This is a genomic window from Qipengyuania sp. B-5, assembly GCF_056857815.1.
Genome location: NZ_JBSXNU010000031.1, coordinates 81,359 through 103,422 on the forward strand (window position 1 = coordinate 81,359; position 22,064 = coordinate 103,422).

The window sequence follows — 22,064 nt, forward strand, 5'->3', positions numbered from 1 at the left end:
TTCTTGCTTAAAGAGCCTGCAACCTAACAAATGATAAGCGCATGGCTAGCCGAATCGTGCCGGATCATACAGCGAGGCATCCAGATTTTGCGTCATGCAATCGCGCGTTCGCCCGAGCAGTAGTTGCGCAGCCAAGCGTGCGGCGGCCGGCGAAGTCTGGATTCCATAGCCGCCCTGCCCCGCAAACCATGCGAAACCCTCGACGCGTGGGTCATAGCCATAGATGGGTAGCCGATCGGGAGCGAAACTGCGCAATCCGGCCCAGCGGCGTTCCACTGCCGCGATTTTCCAATCGACCACCTGCTCCAGCCGGTCGATGGCTTCCGCCACGGCCAGTTCCTCGGGTGCCGCATCGCAAGGAACGCTCGGTTCTTCGTCATGTGGGCTCAACCACAGGCGGCCTGCCTCCGGCTTGAAATAGAACCTTCCGGAAATATCCAGCACGAGCGGCTGGTCCGGCCTCGGTGCTGGATCGGTGCGCAATTGGACCACAGTACGGCGTAGCGGCTGGATCCCCAGCGGACCCGCTCCCGCCATCCCTGCCACCTCATCGGCCCAAGCCCCTGCCGAATTAATGAGTACCTTGGCAGCGAAAACTCGCCCGTCGGAGCATGCCAAGGACCATATGCCCTCTCGCCGGACAGCCTCGCCGAGACGCGCCCGGCATTCGAGCACTGCTTGCGCGGCCTTCGCACGGGCAAGATAGTGGGCATGGAGGGAAGCAACGTCGATATCTGCGCAAGCCGGTTCCCAAACCGCACCCGTCCAGCCTTCTCGCAATCCCGGTATCAGTTCGCGCAAGGGTTCTCTTGCGATCCGCTGGATGGTTGCGCCGGTCGGTCCGAATCTCTCCATGAAGGCATCAAGTGCAGGAGCATCCCTTTCGCGTCCGATGTAGAGCGCTCCCCGCTGCGTCAGGAAACCGTTCTCGCGCAGATAGTCGCCCGAAGCGAGAGTCAGCGGGACCAGTTCGGGCCCACCATAGCATTCCTCCCAGAATGCTGCAGAGCGTCCGGTGGCGTGATAGCCGGGCTGGTCTTCGGCTTCCAGCAACAGCACGCGCGCACCGCCCTCGCCCAGCTCGGCGGCAAGGCTGGCCCCGGCGATCCCGGCGCCGACTATGGCGAAATCGTAGATAGTCACGATCCCGGGGGTGCCACCCGGTCGAGGAATTCGGCAATAGCGCGCATCGCACGGGAACGCACTTCCGATACTTCACGCAGGACTTCGTGGTGTGCTTCCTCGCCGAATTCGACCAGTTCGCCCTTCGGAAACCGCTCCGATGCCCTTACGGCGGATTCGTGCTTCACCAGCCTGTCGTTGGAAGTCGAGACGACCAGCACAGGAATGTCGACCTTTTCCATCGCACCCTGCGCCTCCAGCTTCCGGATCGAGGCATAGGCGCGCTCGACCCAGCGCCAGCTACCCGGTCCCATCGCCAATTCAGGCCGGTTTTCACGCCACCAGAGTTCGTCAGCATAGCGATCGTCGTCATGCGTCAACAAGTCGCGGCGGTGCGCCGGCATCTCGCCCGGCTTCTCGCTCCACTTCCACGCGGGTCGTTTCGGCGAACCGATCCGCGTCATGACCCGTGCAACCGAATGTAGCACGGCAAGCGGCAGCGGGGGGCCAGCCATGCCCAGCATGGGAGCAGAAAGGACTACGGCATCCGGATCGACCGCTCTGTCGACCAATGCCCTTGCAACGATGTGACCGCCCATCGAGTGAGCGATGACGACATGAGGGGCAGGTGAGTCCGACTTCCATGCCGACCAGAAGTATTCCAGGTCCGACACCCAGTCGTCAAAATCCTCGACATGGCCCGTGAGTTTGTCGTCACCCAGCCGACCCGATCCTGCCTGTCCCCGCCAATCGACCGCTGTAACTTTCCATCCGGCGCGATGCCATTCCTCTAGGCTCTCGAGGTACTTTTCGTAAAAATCGCCGCGTCCCGGAAGGAACAGGATAGATCCGCGCTTGCCCTCGATTGCACCAGGCCAGTCGATCCGGCGCAGTTCATGGCCGTCGGCAGCCTGCCACAGGCTTTCCACCGCATGCGCCGGGATGGACCGGCGATCGATGGGTGCGGCGGCCCCGGATTGATGGATATCGGAAATGGGTTCCTCCGTTGCCGTCTCGGCCATGGTTACTGTTTGGTAAGCATGTTTCTGTAACTCTCCGCCCGAAGCATTTTCGGGGCGGGTAATGGACCAACAGATTTTCACCTATGTTCTGCTCGGCGCCTTGGCAATGGCGCTGCTGGTTGCGGCCTTTACCGACCTCAAGAGCCGTACCATCGGAAACAAGCTCAATCTGGCGATTGCCGCCGGTGCACCGTTGTTCTGGTGGGCCAGCGGTCTCGACCTGTGGCCCGGCGTGGCGATCCAGTTGGGTATCGCCGCTGCAACTTTCGCGGTGTGCTGCCTGTTCTTCGCCATTCGGCAGATGGGCGGCGGCGATGTCAAACTGCTCACCGCACTGGCACTGTGGTTTCCGCCGACCAATTTCCTTGGACTGATACTGATCATGGCCATGCTCGGTTGGGTTCTGACTCTGGTCATGGGCATCTGGGGCGTGGCGCATTCGCGAATTGTGGGTGCCAAGCCCGTGCGCGATACCGCACTTCTCATAGCTTGTACGCTGATCGCGGCCAATTTCGCCAGCGCCGTGCTGGGTGGACCGAAGCTGATGATTCCTCCGGACCTTGTCGACGCGCTCGGCTCGAACCCCAATACTGCCATCGCTGTCGCAATGCTTCCGATAGCGGTTTTGGCCATCGTCACGATTGCGTCGATTCGCATCATTCGCCGCCACGAACACCAACCGCGTGTGCCCTACGGTCTCGCCATCTCCATGGCGGGATTGTGGATAGTCGGCGGCGGACTGATTTCAGGCATGCCTTCGCTAGTAGGCGGCTGAAACCCGATTTTAACCACTCAGCGCTTAGTGATGGAAACCATAGCTGCCCGCATCCGAATCTGCGCGGGCCATACGAGGGGGCTTAAAGGCCATGGATAGGAAGAAGCTGGTTCTGCTGGTAGGCGCGCTGATCGTTGCGATCGGTACCGCACTCGTTGCCCGCAGCATGTTCGCGGGAGCTTCGGCTCCGCAGGCAGAGGCCGCGGCGGTCGAACCGCAGGGGCCGAAGGTTCTTGTCGCGCAGCGCGCTCTGCCCGTCGGCACCATCATCACGGCGGATGCCATTGGATATCAGCTGTGGCCCGAAGAACTGGTACAGGATGCCTACTTCCTCGATGGAGAGGCAGATGTAGCCAAGCTGATCGGCACGGTGGTTCGCCATCCGGTCACTGCCGGGGAGCCCGTGACGCAGGGTTCGCTGGTAAGTCCGGGAGATCGCGGATTTCTGGCAGCCGCCCTGACGCCTGGCATGCGGGCCATCACCGTCCCCGTGGACGCGAAAAGCGGCGTTGCCGGCTTCGTCTTCCCGGGTGATCGCGTGGACATGGTCCTGACCCAGGCCGTGAACGGCAACGAGGGCCAGGCGCTGAAAGCCTCGGAAACCATCCTTCGTAACCTTCGCGTACTGGCAACCGACCAGACGACCACACAGAACACGGTCGACGGAAAGACCCAGGTTCGAGCATTCCGCACAGTGACGCTCGAAGTCACGCCGACCATTGCCGAAAAGGTAGCAGTCGCGCAGACGCTCGGCACACTCAGCCTCGCACTGCGTCCGCTGGCCGACAGCCAAGGCGAGCTGGAAAAAGCTATCGCAGCTGGCGATCTGGTAATTCCCGAAGGCGCCAGCCCCGAAGAGGAAGAACGCCTTCTTCGTGAAGTCGCCGGTCGTCCGGACGACAGCAAGAGCACCTATGTCACCGGCGGCGACGTCTCGCGCTTCCAGCGTAGCTCGATGCCGGCACAAGGTGCGCCTCGTAACACCGCTGCTTCAGCCAATGTTGGCGGAGCGACTGCTCCGGTACGCACCGGCCCGACTGTGACCGTGACCCGGGGCAAGAATACCCAGGCCGTACCCGTCGGCCGTACCGGCGGCATTGCAGCCTCGGTCGCGGAAGGTACCGGCAGGGCCGCGCAAACCGTGCCGTCCGCACTGAGCACACTTCGTTGAGAAAAGAACAGACAGGAAGCCATTCAGGGGGCAATTCCATGAAACGTCGTCTTACTACAAAATTGCTGCTTGCCAGTATTGCGCTCGCACCGCTGGCCGCTGCACCGACGACCACGGCCACGGCCCAGTCGGTCGTCCGCCCGAGCCAGGAGATCGTCCTCTCGATCGGTCGTGGTGAACTGGTCAATGTGCCCGGCACCATGTCCGACGTCTTCATCTCGGACGACAATGTCGCCGACGTGCAGGTCAAGTCCCAGCGCCAGCTATACCTGTTCGGCAAGTCGGGCGGGGAAACCACCGTCTATGCCAGCAATGCTGCAGGCGATATCGTCTGGGCGGCGAACGTCCGCGTCGGATCGAACATCTCCAGCATCGACCAGATGCTTGCCCTCGCGATGCCGGAGGCGAAGGTGAACGTGGCGACAATGGGCAACAACACGGTACTCCTGACCGGAACCGTTGCGGCACCGGAAGATGCGGCCGATGCACAGGCACTGGTCGAAGCCTATGTCGGCGAAGGCACCAATGTCATTAGCCGGTTGCGCATGGCGACCCCCCTGCAGGTCAATCTGCAGGTCCGTATCGCCGAAGTCAGCCGCTCCGTCGTCAAGACAATCGGTGTAAACCTCGCTACGGTCGATGCAACCGGCGGTTTCCGCTTCGGTATCGGCCAGGGTTTTTCCAGGGGCATTCCCAGCTATACGCCTGGCGGCCCGGGCGGTCTGGGCGTCGGATTCACGAACGCCGTCGAAGGCGGTACCAATGTTCCCAGCAGCGGACAGGGCTCGACGCTCGGCTTTGCTGGAAAGCTCCTGGGCCTCGATATCCTGTCGGCGCTCGATCTTGCCGAAACGCAGGGCTTGGTAACGACGCTGTCGCAGCCGAACCTGACCGCGCTCTCGGGTGAGACAGCCGAGTTTCTTGCCGGCGGGGAATTCCCAATCCCGGCCAGTGGCGGTCTCGGGACAACCAGCATCGAGTACAAAAACTACGGTGTCAGCCTCGCCTATACGCCGACCGTTCTGGCCAACGGCCGCATTTCGATCCGGGTGCGTCCGGAAGTTTCGGAATTGTCCAGTCAGGGAGCTATCGAGATTGATGGCTTCCAGGTCCCCGCTTTGACCACGCGCCGCGCAGAAACGACGGTGGAACTCGGCTCGGGCCAGAGCTTCATGATCGCAGGTCTGCTGCAGAACAATGCACAGAATGCGCTCGAAAAGGCGCCGGGTCTCGGTGACATCCCGATCATCGGCAATCTGTTCCGGTCGACCACCTATCGCAAGGGCGAAACCGAACTGGTGATCGTGGTTACGCCGTATCTGGTGAAGCCGACCAACGCCAATGACATCCGACTGCCGACGGACGGCTTCCTCAAGCCGACCGAGTACCAGCGCCTGCTGGAACTGCGCGAGGCAGACGGTGTGTCAGGCGGCACGCGCCCCACTCCGGGCGCGAGGGCCACCGATGCGGCTCCGCAAGTGTCGCAAGGCCCGGCCGAGCCGGCCGAGCAGGTGGCGATGCCCACCGAGGCACGCCGTAACGAGAAAACCGCGGCGGCCACGCCCGGCTTCAGCTTCGAATAAGGGACACGAGAACCATGAGCAAATTCAGCACTCGCGCTCTAGCAGCTCCGATGGTGGCCTCGCTGGCCCTCGCCCTTGGCGCCTGCGGTCCATCCAATATGTCCAACCGGACGCTTTACAGCGTGAAGCAACCGGTGGTGGAACGCTCGAATTATGTGTTCGACCTCAACACGACCTCCGAAGGCCTGCCGGTTTCCGAACAGCAACGTCTGGCCGGCTGGTTCGACAGTATGGACCTGCGCTACGGTGATCGCGTGTCGATCGACGATGGCAGCAACAGCCTTGCCTTGCGCGACGATGTCGCGGAAATTGCCGGTCGCTATGGCCTGCTGGTCGCCGAAGGCGCACCGGTCACTGCCGGTCCCGCCGGTCCGGGACAGGCGCGCATCGTGATCACGCGCACCAGCGCTTCCGTGCCCGGGTGTCCGGACTGGTCGCATACCGACGAATCCAACGAGCTCAACTCCACCAATCCGAACTACGGCTGCGCCATCAACGGAAATCTTGCAGCCATGATCGCCAATCCGGAAGACCTGGTCCAGGGTCAGCAGGGAACAGGCGAAACCATCGTAACCACTTCGACCAAGGCCATTCAGGCCTATCGGGACATGGCTCCGTCGGGTGCCGGCGGCCTGCCCGAAGTAAGCAGCACTGAAGGAGGCAACTGAGCCATGAGCGCTTTTCCGAAATCCGGCGGTATGCCCGGTAATCGCGATCCCTTTGCGGCTTATATTTGCGACGAGACTGCGCTGGATGTCCTGCGTCCGGTCGTGATCGAGCTCGGCTGGCAGCCGGAAAAGTGCAACAAGGGTGGCCTGCGCAATGCGGTCCAGTCGCTTTCGGTATCGGCCAGCCCGAACATACTGATGGTCGACCTGTCGGAAAGCGGCGATCCGCTCAACGACATCAATGGTCTCGCCGAAGTCTGCGAGCCGGGCACTGTGGTTATCGCCATCGGCCAGGTCAACGACGTTAGGCTCTATCGCGACCTGCTCGCAAGCGGGATCCACGATTATCTACTCAAGCCTCTGTCCGCTCCGGTGCTGCGGGATTCCCTCAACTCAGCACAGGCGGTCTTCGCCGCTCCGCGCGCCGGCGAGGGTGAGCAGATCACCCGGCACATCTCGACCGCAGTCATTGGAACCCGCGGCGGAGTTGGCGCCTCCACAATCGCGACTTCGCTGGCCTGGCATTACAGTGCCGACAGGAGAATGCCGACCGCATTGCTCGACCTCGACGTGCATTTCGGCACCGGTGCCCTCACCCTCGATCTCGAGCCTGGCCGCGGCCTGACAGACGCGATCGACAATCCCAGCCGTATCGACGGCCTGTTCATCGAACGCGCCATGATCCGTGCGAACGACAATCTCGCCATTCTTTCGGCCGAGGCCCCGATCAATACGCCGCTCATGACCGACGGTGCGGCCTTCCTGCAATTGCAGGAGGAATTCCGTCACGCTTTCGAGATGACGCTGGTCGACCTGCCCCGCAACATGCTGATCAATTTCCCGCATGTCCTCAACGACGTGAACGTCGCCACGATCGTGTGCGAAATGACGCTCGCTTCGGCGCGCGACACGATCCGCGTGCTGTCCTGGCTCAAGGCCAACGCCGGTCATGTTACTCCGCTGATCGTCGCCAACAAGGTCCAGCCGGGCACTGCTGAAATCAGCAAGGCCGACTTCGAAGCCTCGATCGAGCGCAAGATCGACGTGACCATTCCTTTCGATCAGAAAGGCTCCAGCGTTGCAGCCAAACTCGGAAAGACCTTCATCGATGCAAACGCTTCGAGCAAGGTCAGCGCCGGTATCAAGCAGGTGGCAAGCAAGATCATCGGTATAACCGAAGAGGATGGCGACGAGGCCGCCGTTGCGGACGGCAAGAAGTCGCTACTGGGCAATTTCGACCTCAAGTCGCTGATGTCAAAGAAGGACAAGGCAGGCGAGAACGCCTGATGGGGCGGGCAGCAGCGAGCGAAGAGATGTTGCAAAATCATCCCGCTCTCACCTGCTCTCGATCAACGTACGGGACGGAGTAGATAGATGAACACGATCCAGCTCGTGCTAATGATCGGCGGTGTTTTCGCCCTCCTGATCCTTGGTTTTGTCGCCGTATCCGGCTCGAATGCCGCCAAGGCCAGTCAGCGCCGTTTGCAGCAGGTGCGTTTCCGCCACTCGGAAAGCACCGATGCGAAAGTGGAATCGCAACTCAAGAAGGCGATTGCCGCTCGCAAGCCCAAGCAATTCAAGCGGGCCGGTTCCAATTCGCGTGTCGAAGCGCTCGCCATGCGTCTCGACCGTAGCGGCAAGAACTGGACGCTTTCCCAATATGCCTACGTATCGATCGGCATCACGCTGTTCATCGCGATCATTCTGTTCATTCGCACGGGTTCTCTGCCGCTGTCATTCGCCATAGGTCTCTTCGCAGGCGCCGGAATACCTCACTTTATCGTAGGCCAGGCGATCAAACGCCGCACGGCCCAGTTCAATGTGAAATTCCCCGATGCTATCGAATTGCTCGTCCGTGGCCTCCGTTCGGGCCTACCCGTCACCGAAACGCTTGCCGTAGTCGCGCAGGAAGTTCCCGGTCCTGTGGGGGAAGAGTTTAAGGCTATCGTGGAGCGTACAAAGATCGGTCGCACGATGGAGGAAGCGCTCCAGGAGACGGCCGATCGTCTGGACATCCCGGAATTCAACTTCTTCTGCATCACCCTCGCGATCCAGCGCGAAACCGGCGGCAATCTTGCCGAAACGCTGTCCAATCTTTCGGATGTTCTTCGCAAGCGTGCGCAGATGAAGCTCAAAATCAGGGCGATGAGCTCGGAATCGAAGGCTTCCGCCTATATCGTGGGCGCTCTGCCGTTCATCGTCTTCACCATGATCTGGTGGATCAATCCCGAATACGTCGGTGCGTTCTTCGTGGATGAGCGCCTCATCGTCACGGGTCTGGGCGGCCTGGTCTGGATGAGCATAGGCGGATTCATCATGGCCAAGATGGTCAGCTTCGAAATCTAAGCGACTAGGGACAGATACAATGGAAACCGGAACCGGCCCTACTCTACTAGGCTTCGACGTCATACTCGTCGGCTCGATCCTCGCGGGTGTGGCGGCCATGGCAGTCCTGTTCGCAATCTATACTGCGATCACGATCAAGGACCCGATGACCAAGCGGGTGAAAGCACTGGAAGGGCGCCGCGAGGAGTTGAAACTCGGCCTCGTCGCGGCGAGTGCTAAGAAGCGCCAAAGCTTGGTCCGCAAGACCAACACCACCGACAAGGTCCGCGATACCCTCGGGAACATGAAGGTTCTGCAGCAGAGTCAGGTCGAGGAAATGCAGCAGAAGCTTGCCTGGGCAGGTTTTCGCAACAAGGAAGTCGCGGTCATCCTGATCGGCCTGAGAATGGTCCTGCCGCTGGTGTTCGGAACGATCGCCGCGATCCTGCTCTACGGCATCGAGATATTTCCCGACTGGCAGTTCAAGCGCGTCGCCGCTCTCGGCGCCGCCTTGTACCTCAGTTACAAGGGTCCCGAACTCTATCTCAGCAACATCGCCAGCAAGCGCACCGATGCGATCCGCAAGGGCCTTCCCGATGCGCTGGACCTGCTCGTGATTTGTGCCGAAGCAGGCCTGACGGTCGATGCCGCCTTCAATCGCGTGGCAAGAGAACTTGGCCGGGCATACCCGGAACTGGGCGACGAATTCGCCCTGACCGCCATCGAGCTGTCGTTCCTCAACGAGCGCAAGAAAGCCTTCGACAATCTTGCGTATCGCGTAAATCTGGAAGCGGTGAAGGGCGTAGTCACCACGATGGTTCAGACCGAACGCTACGGTACTCCGCTCGCGTCGGCGCTCCGGGTTCTCTCCGCTGAATTCCGCAACGAACGCATGATGCGTGCCGAAGAAAAGGCAGCCCGTCTTCCGGCCATCATGACCGTGCCGCTCATTATGTTCATCCTGCCGGTCCTCTTCATCGTGATTCTGGGCCCGGCAGCCTGCGACATCTCGGACTCCTTCTTGAACTGACAGGATCCGGGAAAACCGGAAAAGCTCGAAGCCTCGCCGGCTTTGCTAGTCGGCGAGGCTTTCCGCATCGAAATCTCCGGCATTTTCGCGCAAGCGGGAAAGCATATCGCGCAAAGCAGACTGCTCTTCCTCGCTCAGGACAGAGAACAATTCCGCCTCGATCTTGAGCGCCAGCGGCATGATCCCGGCATGGACCGCCCTGCCCTCCGCCGTCAGTTCGAGCAGATGCGATCGGCCATCTTTCGCATTAGGCTTGCGCGTCGCGAGACCGCGCTGCTCGAGCGTCTTGCACGCGCGATTCACCGGCACCTTGTCCATCAGCGTCGCCTGGGTGAGTTCGCGCTGGGTGGTGGGACCGCTATCTCCCAGTACCGCCATGACCCGCCATTCGGTGGTCTTCAGCGCAAAGCGCTTGCGATATTGTTCGGCAATCCGGGTCGACACAGCGTTAGAGGCGACCGACAACTGGTAGGGCAGGAATTCGGCGAGACGTCTGGCTGGTTTACGAGTGGACATGGCCCACAGGTCTAGTCCCCTCGCCCCGTTTTACAAGGTTGCAGGCGTGACTATCACAGGTGCAACTATCTATATTCCGGCTCATCCCACCAGGGATAGAAATCGGGCATATTCTTGCCGACGGTATCCGGATAGGCGGGCGGGCGTTTTTCGAGAAAGCTGGCAATACCCTCTTTCGCATCGGCGCTGCGGCTTAGGCGATAGATCGAACGGCTGTCGATACGGTGCGCATCCATCGGGTGCCCGCTCGCTCCAAGCCGCCACAGCATCGCCCTCGTCATTGCCACCGACACTGCAGAGGTGTTGTCGGCGATTTCGCGCGCAAGCCCCACGGCGGCATCCATCAGAACATCGGACGGATGGATTGAACGAACCAGGCCCCGATCAAGCGCTTCATTCGCATCGAAAATGCGTCCGGTCATACACCACTCGAGTGCGGTCTGCATCCCGACGAGCCGGGGAAGGAACCAGCTTGAGGCGGCCTCCGGCGTAATCCCACGCCGCGCGAAAACGAAGCCGAAGCGCGCATTTTCGCTACAAAGACGGATGTCGAACGGCAGCTGCATCGTCGCGCCCACACCCACTGCAACCCCGTTGCAGGCACCGATCAGCGGCTTTTTCGAATTGAACAGCCGCAAGGTCAGCCGCCCACCCCCATCGCGCACCCGCTCATCGGAGAGGTCGTCGACAGTGTTGGGATCCGAGAATACATGGCCGCCGCCCTCGGGTGTCAGGTCCGCGCCGGCACAGAATGCCCGCTCACCGTGTCCCGTAACGATTACCGCACGCACGCTGTCGTCGCCATCCGTAACGTCGAGCGCGTCGATAAATTCCTGCATCATGATCCGCGTGAACGCGTTCATCTTCTCGGGGCGATGGAGTGTCACGGTGGCGATCCCATCGGCGATATCGAGCTTGATCTGGGTGAATTCAGTCATCGATTCGGCACTCCATTCGTCGCTATCAAAGAACACTTGGACCGCTTGTTACACAGTCTAAGCGAAAAAAATCCGCCGTTCCCATTGCAGCTGCAAAAGCGTGCGGAGAGGCACGGCGGAGCATCATCGGGCAAAACCAATCACAGGCCAGCCAAGTAGGAAAATTCGAAAGGCTGCATCAACGGGGAGCCATGCGGATCGCACCGTCGAGGCGGACGTCCTCGCCGTTGAAATAGCCACACTCGATCATGGTCATGGCAAGCATGGCGTATTCTTCCGGATTGCCTAGGCGTTTGGGGAACGGGACGCTGGCGGCCAGCGCATCCTTCACCTGCGGCGGAGCTGCATTCATGAGCGGAGTGTTGAAGATACCCGGCAGGATAGTGTTCACCCGGATGCCCTCACTCATCAGATCGCGCGCGATGGGCAGAGTCATGCCGATCACGCCGCCCTTGGATGCCGAATAGGCAGCCTGGCCCATCTGGCCGTCTTCGCCTGCAACCGAGGCGGTATTGACGATCGCGCCACGGTCGCCGTCATCGCTCAGCGGATCGAGCGTCATCATTCCGGCGGCCGATTTGGCAATGCAGCGGAAGGTTCCGACAAGGTTCACCTGGATCACGAAATCGAAGGCCTGCAGCGGGAAGTGGCTGATCTCGCCCGTCTGCTTGTCGCGCTTGGCAGTCTTGATAGCATTCCCGATACCTGCGCAGTTGACGAGGATACGTTCCTGTCCGTGCGCCTCTCGCGCCTTGGCGAAACCGGCGTCGACATCGTCGTCACTGGTGACGTTCACCTTGCAGAAGATGCCGCCGATATCCTTGGCAACGGCTTCGCCCTTTTCCTCGTTCATGTCGAAAATTGCGACCTTTGCGCCCTTGGCGGCGATCGCCCGCGCGGTTGCTTCGCCGAGACCCGATGCACCGCCGGTAACGACTGCAGGTGTATTGCTGCTAACTTCCATCATTCTCTCCTAAGATCAGAAACCCGTTCGCCCTGAGCCTGTCGAAGGGCCGTATTTCACTTGTGACGAAGCGCTAATAGAAAGTGCGGTGCTTCGACAAGCTCAGTACGAACGGATAATTTACGTGTCGCGTTCGTTTACAGCGCCTCAACGATCGTCACATTGGCGACACCGCCGCCTTCGCACATCGTCTGCAGGCCGTATTTCTTGCCGCGCGCTTTCAGGGCGTGAACCAGAGTAGCCATGAGCTTGGTTCCCGATGCACCGAGCGGATGGCCCAGCGCAATAGCACCGCCATTGACGTTCAGCTTTTCCGGATCCGCACCGGTGTGCTTCAGCCATGCCAGCGGCACCGGCGCGAAAGCTTCGTTGACTTCGAACAGATCGATGTCGGAAATCTTCATACCTGCCCGTTCCAGTGCGCGGTCCGTCGCGAAGAGCGGCTCTTCCAGCATGATGACCGGATCGCCCGCCGTGACGGTGAGGTTGTGGATGCGCGCCAGCGGCGTGAGGCCATATTCCTTCAGTGCCTTTTCGCTAACCACCAGCACCGCACTCGACCCGTCGCAGATCTGGCTGCTGGAAGCGGCAGTGATCGTGCCTTCCGGGCTGAGCAGCTTCACACCCGCGATGCTTTCCAGCGTGGCGTCGAAGCGAATACCTTCGTCGACCGTGTGCATCTCGGCACCTTCGGCGGTCTCGATCTCCATCGGCACGATTTCCTCTTCGAATGCGCCGGACCGGGTTGCTTCGATTGCCTTCTCATGGCTCGACAGGGCGAAGCGGTCGAGATCGTCCTTGGTGAAGCCATGCTTCTTCACGATCATCTCCGCGCCCATGAACTGGGACCACTGGATACCGGGATATTTCTCTTCGAGACCAGGCGATTTGTAGTTTCCCAGCCCCTCTTTCATATGGAACATCGCGGTCGAACCCATAGGCACGCGCGTCATGCTCTCCACGCCGCTGGCGATGACGACATCCTGCGTTCCGCTCATCACCGCCTGCGCCGCAAACTGGATCGCCTGCTGGCTGGAGCCGCACTGACGATCGATGGTCACGGCTGGCACGCCCTCACCAAGACGCTTGCTGGCCAGAACGGCATTCCGTCCCACCTGCATCGCCTGCTCGCCGCCCTGGCTGACACAACCCATGACGACATCGTCGACCGCCTTTGCCTCAAGCCCCGAGCGTTCCATAACCGCATCCAACGATCGCGCTGCCAGATCGACCGGATGCACCCCGGCAAGCCGCCCTCCCCGGCGTCCACCCGCAGTGCGTACGGCTTCGACGATATAGGCTTCGGGCATCGGTCTCTCCAGTTGCGTTGCAATTTGATACGGGACTATGGCCGCTTTCCGTTTACGTCAAGTGGAGCTTGGTAACGCAAGCGGGCCGGCGTGCTTGCGGGCAGGCAGAGCGCATCGTAAGGCTGCGCGCATGGCCGAGAAGAAGCTTTTCGAACTCAACCCAGACCTCGATCGCAAGGCGCTCGCCGAACGCTTTGCGAAAACCGGACGTGTCCAGGTGCGCGATGTCCTTACCGAAGAAACTGCACGCGAGATCCAGATGATCCTCGCGCGCGCAACCAAATGGGGCATGGCGATACAGGCGGGCGACGGACCGGGAATTAAACCGCAAAGTTTCCGACAGGAGGAAGTACAGGCTCCCGGAGGCGCCGAACGGGTCAATGCTGCGGCAATGGCCGCGCATCAGGCGTCTGCAAGAGGCGATTATGCCTTTCGCTTCGCGCATTACCCGATCCTGACAGCAGTGCAGGAAGGCTGGGATCCTGGCGGTCCTCACGAGCTGATTCTCGAATATATCAACGCCCCTGACTTCCTCGATCTGGTTCGCGATATCACCGCAACGCCTACGCTGACCAAGGCCGATGGACAGGCATCGCTATACGCACCGAACCATTATCTAGGACGGCATATCGACAGCCATGTCGCCGAAGGCTGGCGTTTTGCCTATACGCTCAACTTCGCGCCCGAGGACTGGCATCCCGACTGGGGCGGATACCTGCTGTTCCTCGACGAAGAGGGCGATATAGTCGAAGGCTTCCGCCCGCGGTTCAACGCGCTCAATCTCTTCGCTGTGCCGACCAGTCACATGGTCTCCTACGTCCCGCCGTTCGCCCCCATGGGCCGCACCGCAATCGTCGGATGGCTGCGCGACAAGTGAGTACGCCCCCGGAAGACTGGCATGCTCACGCAATAGCGGCCGAGCAGTCGGGTAACCGGCCTAAGGGACTCCGCCTGCTTGAGCAGGGATTGGCCGAGCATCCGAACCATGCCCAACTGCACAATTCCCTGGGATCGATGTCGATGCGCAACGGAGATGCCGAAGGTGCCGAAGCGGCTTTTTCCCGAGCACTCGAACGCGATCCGGACAATCTCGAGTTCGTCGTGAACCGGGCCATAGCACTCGGACGGTTGGGACTGCACGACGAAGCTTTGTCGCTGCTGGTTCGACATGAGGCAGTAGGGTCCAGGCAGGCCCGCTATTGGTCGGTCCGGGCAGCTACTGCACGATCCGCCGCCCAGCCCGCCGAAGCGGCGGCGGCATATGATCGCTGCCTTGCCATCGAACCGCGTCACGCAAAGGGCTTGCACGGTCGAGCGCGCACTGCACTTGATCGGGGCGAAGCGGATGCCGTTGCCCGTTTTGATGCGGCGTTGGCAGTCAACAGTTCGGAGGCCGATCTTTGGCTGGGCAAGGCTCAGGCGCTTGATGTAGCCGGACAACACACAGCCGCGCGGGATATTGCGCAGCAACTCGTCGCACAGGCACCACAGTGGCTGGAAGGACTGAAATTCCTTTCTCAACTGCGATTGGGGGCCGGAGAACAGGATTTTGCCGGGCACTATCGCGAAGCGGCAGAGCGCGTTCCGTCAGACCCCGGCATCCCTTCCGCCCATGCGGCGGTGTTGGCAGGGCTGGACTATGCCGAAGAGGCTGCCGAAGTGGCAGCGGAAGCGCGCAAGCGATTCAGTTCGCTCCCATATTTCGCTCTCCTCGAAGCTGTTCATGCAGGCGCAGCCGGGCAGCACGAAAGGGCCGAGGAAATCTTCGCCAATCTCGATCTCGACACCAGTGAGCGCGCCATTCACGAGGCCCGCCACCGGATCAGGCTTGGTGAGCTGGACCGTGCGGAGACATTGCTCGATACAGCCATCGCTGAGGAGGCAGTGATGCATTCGGCCTATGCGCTACTGGGCCTTGTCTGGCGGCTAAAGGACGATCCCCGTGCAACCTGGTTACATGGGCAGGAAGGGCTGGTGCGGTTGTTGCCCCTGCGCAACGGCGACAACGTCCTTCCGCCTGCCATCGAGACATTGCACGGGCTGCACGATACCTCTCCGTTGCCGCTCGGCCAATCCCTGCGTGGAGGCACGCAGACGCGGCATATCCTGTTTCATCGTCATGAAGAGGAATTCGCCCGCCTGCGTGAAGCCATCGTGGCGACGCTGGAGGATTATCGTGCGGGTTTACCCGCCCTCGACGAAACGCATCCGCTTTTGCGCCACCGTGCGGTGCCATGGTCTCTGGCCGGTTCCTGGTCGGTAAGGATGCATGGCGGAGGCGATTACCATACCTCGCATATCCACCCCCAGGGCATGTTGAGCTCCGCGCTCTACCTTATCGTTCCCGACGAGGCGAAGTCCGCGGACCAGCGAGGATGGCTGGAAATCGGCCGCCCACCGCCGGACCTCGGGCTGGACCTCGGACCGCTCATCACCATCCGCCCGCAGGAAGGCTACCTCGCGCTGTTTCCAAGCACGCTTTACCACGGCACCACCAGTTTCGGGAGCGGCCTGCGCATGACAGTGGCCTTCGACGTAATACCCGTTGGGCCTGAGCTCCATGGATAGGGATCAGAAGGAAAAGGCGTGGAAAGCGTTCTGGGAGCGTCAGCAAACCTCGCCAGGCGGATCGGTGGTCTCGTCCGGACCGGATCCGATCACCCGGGCGCAATTCGATGCCTGGGCTGACTTTTGCTCTCGACTCGAACAAGGTTCGCGAGTCCTCGACCTCGGGACGGGCGGCGGAAAACTTCCAGTGATCTTGCGTCAGGCGCGCCCTGACTTGTCGATCGTAGGGATTGATAGAGCTGCCCCCCTTCCTCCTTCGCCTGAAGGAATTGAACTCATCGGCGGTGTCTCGATGGAAGAACTACCCTTCATCGACGGCCATTTCGATGCGGCAGTGAGTCAGTTCGGCTTCGAGTATGGCAATACGGCCGTCATATCCGAGGAAATACTCCGCGTCGTGAAAGCCGGTGGCTCTATAGGCCTTATGGTCCACCTCGGCGATGGACCTATTCTCGCTCATAATCTCAAGCGCCAAGAGCAGATTCTCTGGGTTAAGGACGAAAAGGCCTTTTTCGACGAGATAAGGGGCATGCTTCGCCAAGAGAATGCGATTTTCCTGGAGGCAATAGCTTTCGCGCAGAATCTGGCGGATGAGGGAGCGACGCGTTTCGGCAAGGGCTCGGTAGCGTGGGAGCTGCCCGAAGCCGTGCGGCGTACGCTGGTCTTGGCACCTGGCGGAACCTTCGAGAAGTTGAAGGCCACTCTCGAATTGATCGCAGAGCAGGCAGAAGCCGAGCTGGGACGGATAGCGTCGCTTGCAGAAGCATGTGCGACAGCCGACAATCGAGAGCGGCTCTTGGCAGGCTTTGAAAGGCGGGGCCGTAAACCGATCGAAATCGCCCCGCTACGGCTAGCTGGTGAACCGGCCTTCGCCGAGCTGATTATCCTTTAACCGGAATCAACTCACTGGCCCTTTGACGGATCTCGCCTTGAAGCGGCTGCGTTGAAGCAGAGAAAAAGGGCGGCGGACCGAAGTCCACCGCCCTCAATCATTCGTAACTCGCCGTTTCTTAGAACTTGAAGTTCACCGAAACGAAGAAGTCGCGGCCGAGTACGTCGTAGGTGCTCGGATAGGTGTTTGCCTGCTCCTGGTTGTCGCCGAGCAGTGTACCATCGTTCTGATTGGAAACGATGATGCCATCGAAGCGCGGCGTCATGGGCAGTTTGTCGAGGATGTTGTTAACACCGAAGGTGAGAGTCATCGCTTCGCTGGCCATATAGGAGAAGGTAAGGTCGAAGAGATCATAGGCAGGAATACGTTCCGCACCATTGAACTCAGCGAAATCGACTGAATCCTCGTCATCGTCGACACCCGAAAGGTGACGCCAGCGGATTGAGGTCGTCAGCGGACCGTCAATGAACGAAGCACGCGTCGTCCATTTGAACGAAGGCGTCGGTTCACCGCAGTTGAAGCCAAAGACACCGGCACACTCGAGAAGTTCGGCCCCCGGGAAGGCGAGGAAGCTAGCTTCTTCCGTCCACGTTCCGAGGAACGAGATGTTGAAATCCTGCTCGCCTGTGTCGGTCAGCAGAGAGAACGGAAGCACCGTGCTGTAGGCCACCTGAAGGTCGACACCGGACACGTTAAGCGTTGCGATGTTCTGACCGCCAAGGGCCGGCGGGTTAGCCGTGGTGATAACACCGGAAGGGTTACGGATCGAGGATCCATCGCTCGGGAAGAACGGCGCACAAACGCTCGCGGTCTGATCCTGGACTTGGTTGAAGCAGAGATCGAACGACTGCTGCAACGAAATCGTGCTGATGGCGTCTTCGATTTCGATATCGAAATAGTCAGCCGTCAGCGTGAAACCCGGGAAGAACGTCGGTTGGAAGACTACACCTGCGGTCCAGCTAGTCGAGGTTTCTTCCTGCAGACCCGGATTGCCGCCGAAGGTCGCAGGAATCTGCGTGTTCAGCTGGATCGACGGATCTCCGAGCGAACCGGCCGGAACGCCATTGGCAAGACAAATATCCCGCAGTCCGCCCGAAGTTGCAGCAGCAGTGCCGCAAGGATCGGTTGCACCCGGGAAGCCGATGGACTGACCTCCGAAGAGTTCGCCGACGTTGGGTGCACGAACGGCGCGCTGGTACTGACCGCGAAGTGTGATATCCGGGATCGGCGAGAATTCGACGCCGCCGGCATAGGTCCACACGCCGCCTACTGCTTCAAGCGAGTAGTCGGAGTAACGAGCCGCGCCGGTCAATTCGAGACGTGCACTGCCGAATTCGATCGGAACGTTAAGTTCGGCGAATACCTCCTTGACGTTGTACGAACCAGCGGTCGGATTACCGGCGTTGAAGCCGATAACGTCACCCGAGGAAAGGGCGGTATCTGGGATGAATTCCGAACCAACCTTACGATACTCACCACCGAGCGCAAATGCGACCGGCTCTGAATTCTCACCGATGGCGAAATCGCCAAAAGTCCCGGAGATGGCTGCGTTGGCCACTTCCTGGGTCGACACGTCACCGTTCTGGGCAAGGATCGAGATTTGATCGACCATTTCCGGCGTCAGCGTGTTCGGACCGAAGATGTTGATTGCCGAGTCGGTGCCATCAAGTCCGCGCTGGAAAGCACTGCGAGAGATGTTACCGGCCTGGACGTTGGCATTACGCGTACGCGAATACGTGTAATAGGCATCGTAGCTCAGATAATCGTTGATCGGGCCGCGAAGGCCGGCGAGGACACGGAATGCGTTCCGTTCGTCAAGGCTGTTACGCGATCCGGTTTCAACAGTACGGCGCTGCAGGAACAGGTTGATGATATCATCTTCATCGCCTTCCTGCTCTTCCAACTGCTGGAGTTGGGCAAGATCGGCCGGATCTAGGAAATCACCGATTGCGCCGAGCGATACATCGAAATCACCGGTAACCGGCGTCGCGGCGAGTTCCTGGGCGACACGGTTGTTGACGAAAGCGACTTCGGTGTAAGCCGTGTGACCACCGCCGATATCGTAGTCCGCATAACCGCCGATCAGATAACGCTCCTGCGGAAGTTGCAGGTAATTTGCCGGGGCATAGTTGTAGAGATCGCCAGCTCGCGTACGGAAGTTACCCGGTTCATCGAATACGACCGCGCCATTGGCATCAAAATCGGTGCCGGTGGTGTCGCTATCACCGAAATAACGGATAACGCCTTCCGGAAGGGTCGAGGAACCGAACTGCTGCAACGGTGCACCAAAGCTCTCGCCACCCAGAGCGAAGTTCGAGAACTCGCGATCACCCTGGAAGATCGACGAACGGTTGTAGTACTCGGCGTACACGGTTGCGTTACCGCGACCATCGTCAAACGAGGTACCTATTGCACCGTGCACTTCGTAACGAGCGCCATCACCACGCTCGGTGATCGAGTACTGGCCGCCCATCTCGATGCCTTCGACGTTCTTGAGGCGGAAGTTGACAACACCGGCCATAGCGTCCGATCCGTAAACTGCCGAAGCGCCGCCGGTCACCACGTCGACGCTGTCGAGCAGGAAGGACGGGATGGTGTTGAGGTCGACGATCTGGGCCGTGTTGTAGGACATCCAGCGGCGTCCGTTGACGAGAACCAGCGTACGTGCTGCGCCAAGGCCACGAAGGTTCAGCGTTGCAGCGCCGTCACCCGGATTGTTCGAGAAGGAGGTCGTGCCCGGAACAACCTGCGGCAGGGTGTTGACGACGTTTTCAACGTTGACCGTACCCGACAGTTCGAATTCTTCGTCCTGGACGACTGCGACCGGAGCAGCCGTTTCGACGTTGCGGCGCGCAATACGCGAACCGGTAACGACGATCGGTGCGGTTTCAACATCGGCAGCACCCGGCTCTGTAGCAGGCTCGTTTACCTGTTCATCGACCTGCGCATAAGCCGGCGAGACAATCATGGCACCAGCCATGATGGTGCCCGTCAGCAACGCGGCTTTGTTAAACTTGTAAGACATTTCTATCCCCTCTGAGGAGGACGCCATACCGACGTCCCATAAGAAAGTTGATCCAGAAACTACTCTGAATATGCGGGGCGTACTTCAACGACACGTTCCACTGCAATCTCCGATGCGAGCAAGCGACATGGAATTTTGCGAGTGTGACAATGGAGTCACAGTTGACTTTGTGGCGTAATTCCCGGTCAATACGCTTGTCGACAAAGGATGGAGAGGCTTCCCAGTGACATATATCAGCGCACATGCGGCCCGGATGGGGCTTGTCCTTTTGACCGCGGGATCTTTCTTCAGCGTCCCGGCGCATGCGCAAGATAATGGAGAGGGAGCAAACCGCCTGCAGGCTCTGCGGGATTGCCGGTCAATCGCACAGGATGAAGAACGCCTTGCCTGCTTCGATGCCGCAGTTGACAATGTGATAGCCCGTCAGGACAGCGGTGATCTGCAGGTCCTCGATCGTGAGGACGTTGAAAAGACCCGCCGAGGCCTGTTCGGATTCAGCCTTCCGAAAATCGGAATTTTCTCTTCGGACGATGAGGACGAGAACACGATTCTCCAGTCGCGGATAACTGGCTTGCGGCGCCTGCGCAGCGATCACTGGGAAATCGAGATTGCGGAAGGCAGTGTCTGGAGAGCAACAAATACTCCGCGCCGATTCAGACCGGAAGTCGGGGACGAAGTCGAGCTGGAAAAGGCGGCAATGACTTCTTATTGGCTGCGTGTGGACGGGGCGCTCGGCGTCAAGGCAAGTCGCATACGATGATTATGGCCTGCACGCGAACAGACTTCTGAATTCATGGCTCCGACGGACGGTCTCCCACTCGAGTTATGACCTCAGACATCGAGTCCAATCCTGAATGGATACCGCACGCTCTCAATATGGAGACTCGAAGCGTAGAGTTCCTCCGGGTTCCCGAGGAAAGGTATTCCGCACCCGGGTTCCTCTTTGAATACGCACCGACAGACCCCGCCGACCGAAGGTCGGTATCGTTCGATCAGGTGATCGAAATGAAAGTTGAGGCTGGGCCCCTTCACTTCATTTTCCACACGGCGTTCTGTCGTTCGACACTGCTGGCCCGGGCGTTGAACATTCCAGGCGTTTCGCTAGGGATGAGCGAACCCGGTATTATTGCAAGCCTTGCATCCGGTGGGGCCAAGGCCGAGCCGCTTATAGCGCCATTGCTGCAGTTGCTGGGCAGGAAGAGGCCCGGCATCAATGCAGTCTTCGTTAAGCCGACAAATCATGCCAATCGCCTGATTCCGGCTCTCCTGAGAGCACAACCCGATGCGCGCACAGTGCTGATGACCAATCCGGTCTCCCCATTCCTGCAGAGCGTCCGCAAGCGTGGCCTCATGGGTCATCGCTGGGGCCGCCGCCTGTATCTCGAAATGCAGAGCTATGCGGGCATAGATCTCGGAATGTCGCCGGAAGAACAGTTCTCGATGACCGACCTCCAGGCAGCCGGGCTGGCTTGGCTGTTGAACCAGAACTATTTCACCCGGCTTGCCGCAAGTCCTTTCAAGGAAAGAATCCGGACGCTCGACGGAGATTATTTCAATGAAAACCGAGGTGAGACCATTGAAGCGATCCTGAGATTCTCCGATGCTGCCGACGCAACGCTTCCTGTCGACACCCTGCTATCGACCTCTGTTTTTGCTTCACATTCTAAATTGGGGGGTGAGATTCGCGACGATGACATGGATAATACGAGCATGGGAGAGATCGAGAAAGTCGCTCAATGGCTCGGTTTGATCGCAGAGCAAATTGGAATACCTGCGCCGGTCTCTCAGACGTTAAGATATTCTTGTAGTAAATAACCCCATGTGAATGCCTTCACTTTCACAGTCTAGCAGTTCTCGACAACGTAGGTCTTTGAGATTCGCTTGGTGTCGGAACATTTGCAAAGCCGGCGACTTACTCAATTTCAATTTTATCTGATAAATAATTTTAAGTTGTCCGCTAGGGCTACAATAGATGACCCGACGTCTATGACTTACTTCCATCCACCCACTTCTCAGCTGGACACCCGCAATAACCCCTCGCGTTTTGGCCAATGATGTGATTCAAGCTCCGCGAGGAGATAATGCTGATGCAGCCATCGAGCCTGTTTTCGCTGTCGGAGCACCTGGAGCGGCTGAGCCGGGATGGCGATCCGCT

General features: G+C 59.7%; 19 protein-coding genes. 12 read left to right on the plus strand and 7 right to left on the minus strand.

Features of this window, described 5'->3' with window-relative positions; all coding sequences use genetic code 11:
* Window positions 1-45 precede the first annotated feature (45 nt).
* Window positions 46-1,143 (minus strand): NAD(P)/FAD-dependent oxidoreductase, encoded by a 1,098-nt coding sequence (locus AC13CE_RS03735; protein WP_482971529.1) that lies wholly within the window; start codon window positions 1,141-1,143, stop codon window positions 46-48.
* Window positions 1,140-2,144, minus strand: a complete 1,005-nt coding sequence (locus tag AC13CE_RS03740) for an alpha/beta fold hydrolase (RefSeq protein WP_482971530.1) — start codon at window positions 2,142-2,144, stop codon at window positions 1,140-1,142. Before AC13CE_RS03740 ends, AC13CE_RS03735 begins: the two co-directional genes overlap by 4 nt.
* Window positions 2,145-2,205: 61 nt before the next feature.
* Between AC13CE_RS03740 and AC13CE_RS03745 the strand changes: the two genes are divergently transcribed.
* The 7 genes from AC13CE_RS03745 (at window position 2,206) to AC13CE_RS03775 (ending at window position 9,696) form a co-directional block, all read left to right on the plus strand.
* The gene (locus tag AC13CE_RS03745) at window positions 2,206-2,919 is read left to right on the plus strand and encodes an A24 family peptidase (RefSeq protein WP_482971531.1); all 714 of its coding nucleotides are present in this window, start codon (window positions 2,206-2,208) and stop codon (window positions 2,917-2,919) included.
* A 91-nt stretch (window positions 2,920-3,010) separates the two neighbouring features.
* A complete protein-coding gene (gene cpaB / locus AC13CE_RS03750) occupies window positions 3,011-4,090 on the plus strand; it encodes a Flp pilus assembly protein CpaB (RefSeq protein ID WP_482971532.1) in 1,080 nt (359 codons plus the stop codon).
* Between the two features lie 38 nt (window positions 4,091-4,128).
* Window positions 4,129-5,673, plus strand: coding sequence for a type II and III secretion system protein family protein (locus AC13CE_RS03755; RefSeq protein ID WP_473820463.1), 1,545 nt, complete (start codon window positions 4,129-4,131; stop codon window positions 5,671-5,673).
* A gap of 14 nt (window positions 5,674-5,687) precedes the next feature.
* Window positions 5,688-6,341: a CpaD family pilus assembly protein gene (locus AC13CE_RS03760; RefSeq protein WP_221537688.1), complete on the plus strand. Its 654-nt coding sequence runs from the start codon at window positions 5,688-5,690 to the stop codon at window positions 6,339-6,341.
* A 3-nt stretch (window positions 6,342-6,344) separates the two neighbouring features.
* On the plus strand, window positions 6,345-7,628 hold the full coding sequence (locus AC13CE_RS03765; RefSeq protein ID WP_482971533.1) for a CpaE/TadZ family protein: 1,284 nt from the start codon (window positions 6,345-6,347) through the stop codon (window positions 7,626-7,628).
* Window positions 7,629-7,715: 87 nt separating this feature from the next.
* Entirely contained in the window at window positions 7,716-8,687 is a 972-nt protein-coding gene (locus AC13CE_RS03770) for a type II secretion system F family protein (RefSeq protein ID WP_473820460.1), read from the plus strand.
* A 19-nt stretch (window positions 8,688-8,706) separates the two neighbouring features.
* Entirely contained in the window at window positions 8,707-9,696 is a 990-nt protein-coding gene (locus AC13CE_RS03775; protein WP_221537691.1) for a type II secretion system F family protein, read from the plus strand.
* Window positions 9,697-9,741: 45 nt separating this feature from the next.
* Here the strand turns inward: AC13CE_RS03775 and AC13CE_RS03780 are convergent, their stop codons facing one another.
* The 4 genes from AC13CE_RS03780 to AC13CE_RS03795 all read right to left on the minus strand — a co-directional run bounded on the left by AC13CE_RS03780 (window position 9,742) and on the right by AC13CE_RS03795 (window position 13,424).
* Entirely contained in the window at window positions 9,742-10,212 is a 471-nt protein-coding gene (locus AC13CE_RS03780) for a MarR family winged helix-turn-helix transcriptional regulator (protein WP_473820459.1), read from the minus strand.
* 65 nt (window positions 10,213-10,277) lie between these two features.
* Window positions 10,278-11,150, minus strand: a complete 873-nt coding sequence (locus AC13CE_RS03785) for a crotonase/enoyl-CoA hydratase family protein (RefSeq protein ID WP_482971534.1) — start codon at window positions 11,148-11,150, stop codon at window positions 10,278-10,280.
* A gap of 178 nt (window positions 11,151-11,328) precedes the next feature.
* Window positions 11,329-12,114, minus strand: a complete 786-nt coding sequence (locus tag AC13CE_RS03790; protein ID WP_482971544.1) for an SDR family NAD(P)-dependent oxidoreductase — start codon at window positions 12,112-12,114, stop codon at window positions 11,329-11,331.
* 137 nt (window positions 12,115-12,251) lie between these two features.
* A complete protein-coding gene (locus AC13CE_RS03795) occupies window positions 12,252-13,424 on the minus strand; it encodes an acetyl-CoA C-acetyltransferase (protein ID WP_482971535.1) in 1,173 nt (390 codons plus the stop codon).
* Window positions 13,425-13,554: 130 nt separating this feature from the next.
* Here AC13CE_RS03795 and AC13CE_RS03800 point away from each other — a divergent pair, with 130 nt between their 5' ends.
* The 3 genes from AC13CE_RS03800 to AC13CE_RS03810 are packed head-to-tail and all read left to right on the plus strand — an operon-like array spanning window position 13,555 to window position 16,884.
* On the plus strand, window positions 13,555-14,301 hold the full coding sequence (locus AC13CE_RS03800) for a 2OG-Fe(II) oxygenase (protein WP_221537695.1): 747 nt from the start codon (window positions 13,555-13,557) through the stop codon (window positions 14,299-14,301).
* Window positions 14,298-15,992, plus strand: coding sequence for a 2OG-Fe(II) oxygenase family protein (locus AC13CE_RS03805; protein ID WP_482971536.1), 1,695 nt, complete (start codon window positions 14,298-14,300; stop codon window positions 15,990-15,992). Before AC13CE_RS03800 ends, AC13CE_RS03805 begins: the two co-directional genes overlap by 4 nt.
* Window positions 15,985-16,884 (plus strand): class I SAM-dependent methyltransferase, encoded by a 900-nt coding sequence (locus AC13CE_RS03810; RefSeq protein ID WP_482971537.1) that lies wholly within the window; start codon window positions 15,985-15,987, stop codon window positions 16,882-16,884. The genes AC13CE_RS03805 and AC13CE_RS03810 overlap by 8 nt, the downstream gene beginning before the upstream one ends.
* A 118-nt stretch (window positions 16,885-17,002) precedes the next feature.
* Here AC13CE_RS03810 and AC13CE_RS03815 read toward each other — a convergent pair whose 3' ends face one another.
* Window positions 17,003-19,909: a TonB-dependent receptor domain-containing protein gene (locus tag AC13CE_RS03815; protein WP_482971538.1), complete on the minus strand. Its 2,907-nt coding sequence runs from the start codon at window positions 19,907-19,909 to the stop codon at window positions 17,003-17,005.
* Window positions 19,910-20,132: 223 nt separating this feature from the next.
* Here AC13CE_RS03815 and AC13CE_RS03820 point away from each other — a divergent pair, with 223 nt between their 5' ends.
* A complete protein-coding gene (locus tag AC13CE_RS03820; protein ID WP_482971539.1) occupies window positions 20,133-20,669 on the plus strand; it encodes a hypothetical protein in 537 nt (178 codons plus the stop codon).
* A 65-nt stretch (window positions 20,670-20,734) separates the two neighbouring features.
* Window positions 20,735-21,724 (plus strand): hypothetical protein, encoded by a 990-nt coding sequence (locus tag AC13CE_RS03825; protein ID WP_482971540.1) that lies wholly within the window; start codon window positions 20,735-20,737, stop codon window positions 21,722-21,724.
* Window positions 21,725-22,064 lie beyond the last annotated feature (340 nt).

Excerpts from the sequence above, each read along its gene's own strand:
- AC13CE_RS03760 (WP_221537688.1), top strand. The coding sequence starts at position 5,688 with ATGAGCAAATTCAGCACTCGCGCTCTAGCAGCTCCGATGGTGGCCTCG.
- AC13CE_RS03800 (WP_221537695.1), top strand. The coding sequence starts at position 13,555 with ATGGCCGAGAAGAAGCTTTTCGAACTCAACCCAGACCTCGATCGCAAG.
- AC13CE_RS03795 (WP_482971535.1), bottom strand. The coding sequence starts at position 13,424 with ATGCCCGAAGCCTATATCGTCGAAGCCGTACGCACTGCGGGTGGACGC.
- AC13CE_RS03740 (WP_482971530.1), bottom strand. The coding sequence starts at position 2,144 with ATGGCCGAGACGGCAACGGAGGAACCCATTTCCGATATCCATCAATCC.
- AC13CE_RS03785 (WP_482971534.1), bottom strand. The coding sequence starts at position 11,150 with ATGACTGAATTCACCCAGATCAAGCTCGATATCGCCGATGGGATCGCC.
- AC13CE_RS03810 (WP_482971537.1), top strand. The coding sequence starts at position 15,985 with ATGGATAGGGATCAGAAGGAAAAGGCGTGGAAAGCGTTCTGGGAGCGT.
- cpaB (WP_482971532.1), top strand. The coding sequence starts at position 3,011 with ATGGATAGGAAGAAGCTGGTTCTGCTGGTAGGCGCGCTGATCGTTGCG.
- AC13CE_RS03815 (WP_482971538.1), bottom strand. The coding sequence starts at position 19,909 with ATGTCTTACAAGTTTAACAAAGCCGCGTTGCTGACGGGCACCATCATG.
- AC13CE_RS03775 (WP_221537691.1), top strand. The coding sequence starts at position 8,707 with ATGGAAACCGGAACCGGCCCTACTCTACTAGGCTTCGACGTCATACTC.
- AC13CE_RS03765 (WP_482971533.1), top strand. The coding sequence starts at position 6,345 with ATGAGCGCTTTTCCGAAATCCGGCGGTATGCCCGGTAATCGCGATCCC.
- AC13CE_RS03745 (WP_482971531.1), top strand. The coding sequence starts at position 2,206 with ATGGACCAACAGATTTTCACCTATGTTCTGCTCGGCGCCTTGGCAATG.
- AC13CE_RS03770 (WP_473820460.1), top strand. The coding sequence starts at position 7,716 with ATGAACACGATCCAGCTCGTGCTAATGATCGGCGGTGTTTTCGCCCTC.
- AC13CE_RS03790 (WP_482971544.1), bottom strand. The coding sequence starts at position 12,114 with ATGGAAGTTAGCAGCAATACACCTGCAGTCGTTACCGGCGGTGCATCG.
- AC13CE_RS03755 (WP_473820463.1), top strand. The coding sequence starts at position 4,129 with ATGAAACGTCGTCTTACTACAAAATTGCTGCTTGCCAGTATTGCGCTC.
- AC13CE_RS03780 (WP_473820459.1), bottom strand. The coding sequence starts at position 10,212 with ATGTCCACTCGTAAACCAGCCAGACGTCTCGCCGAATTCCTGCCCTAC.
- AC13CE_RS03825 (WP_482971540.1), top strand. The coding sequence starts at position 20,735 with ATGACCTCAGACATCGAGTCCAATCCTGAATGGATACCGCACGCTCTC.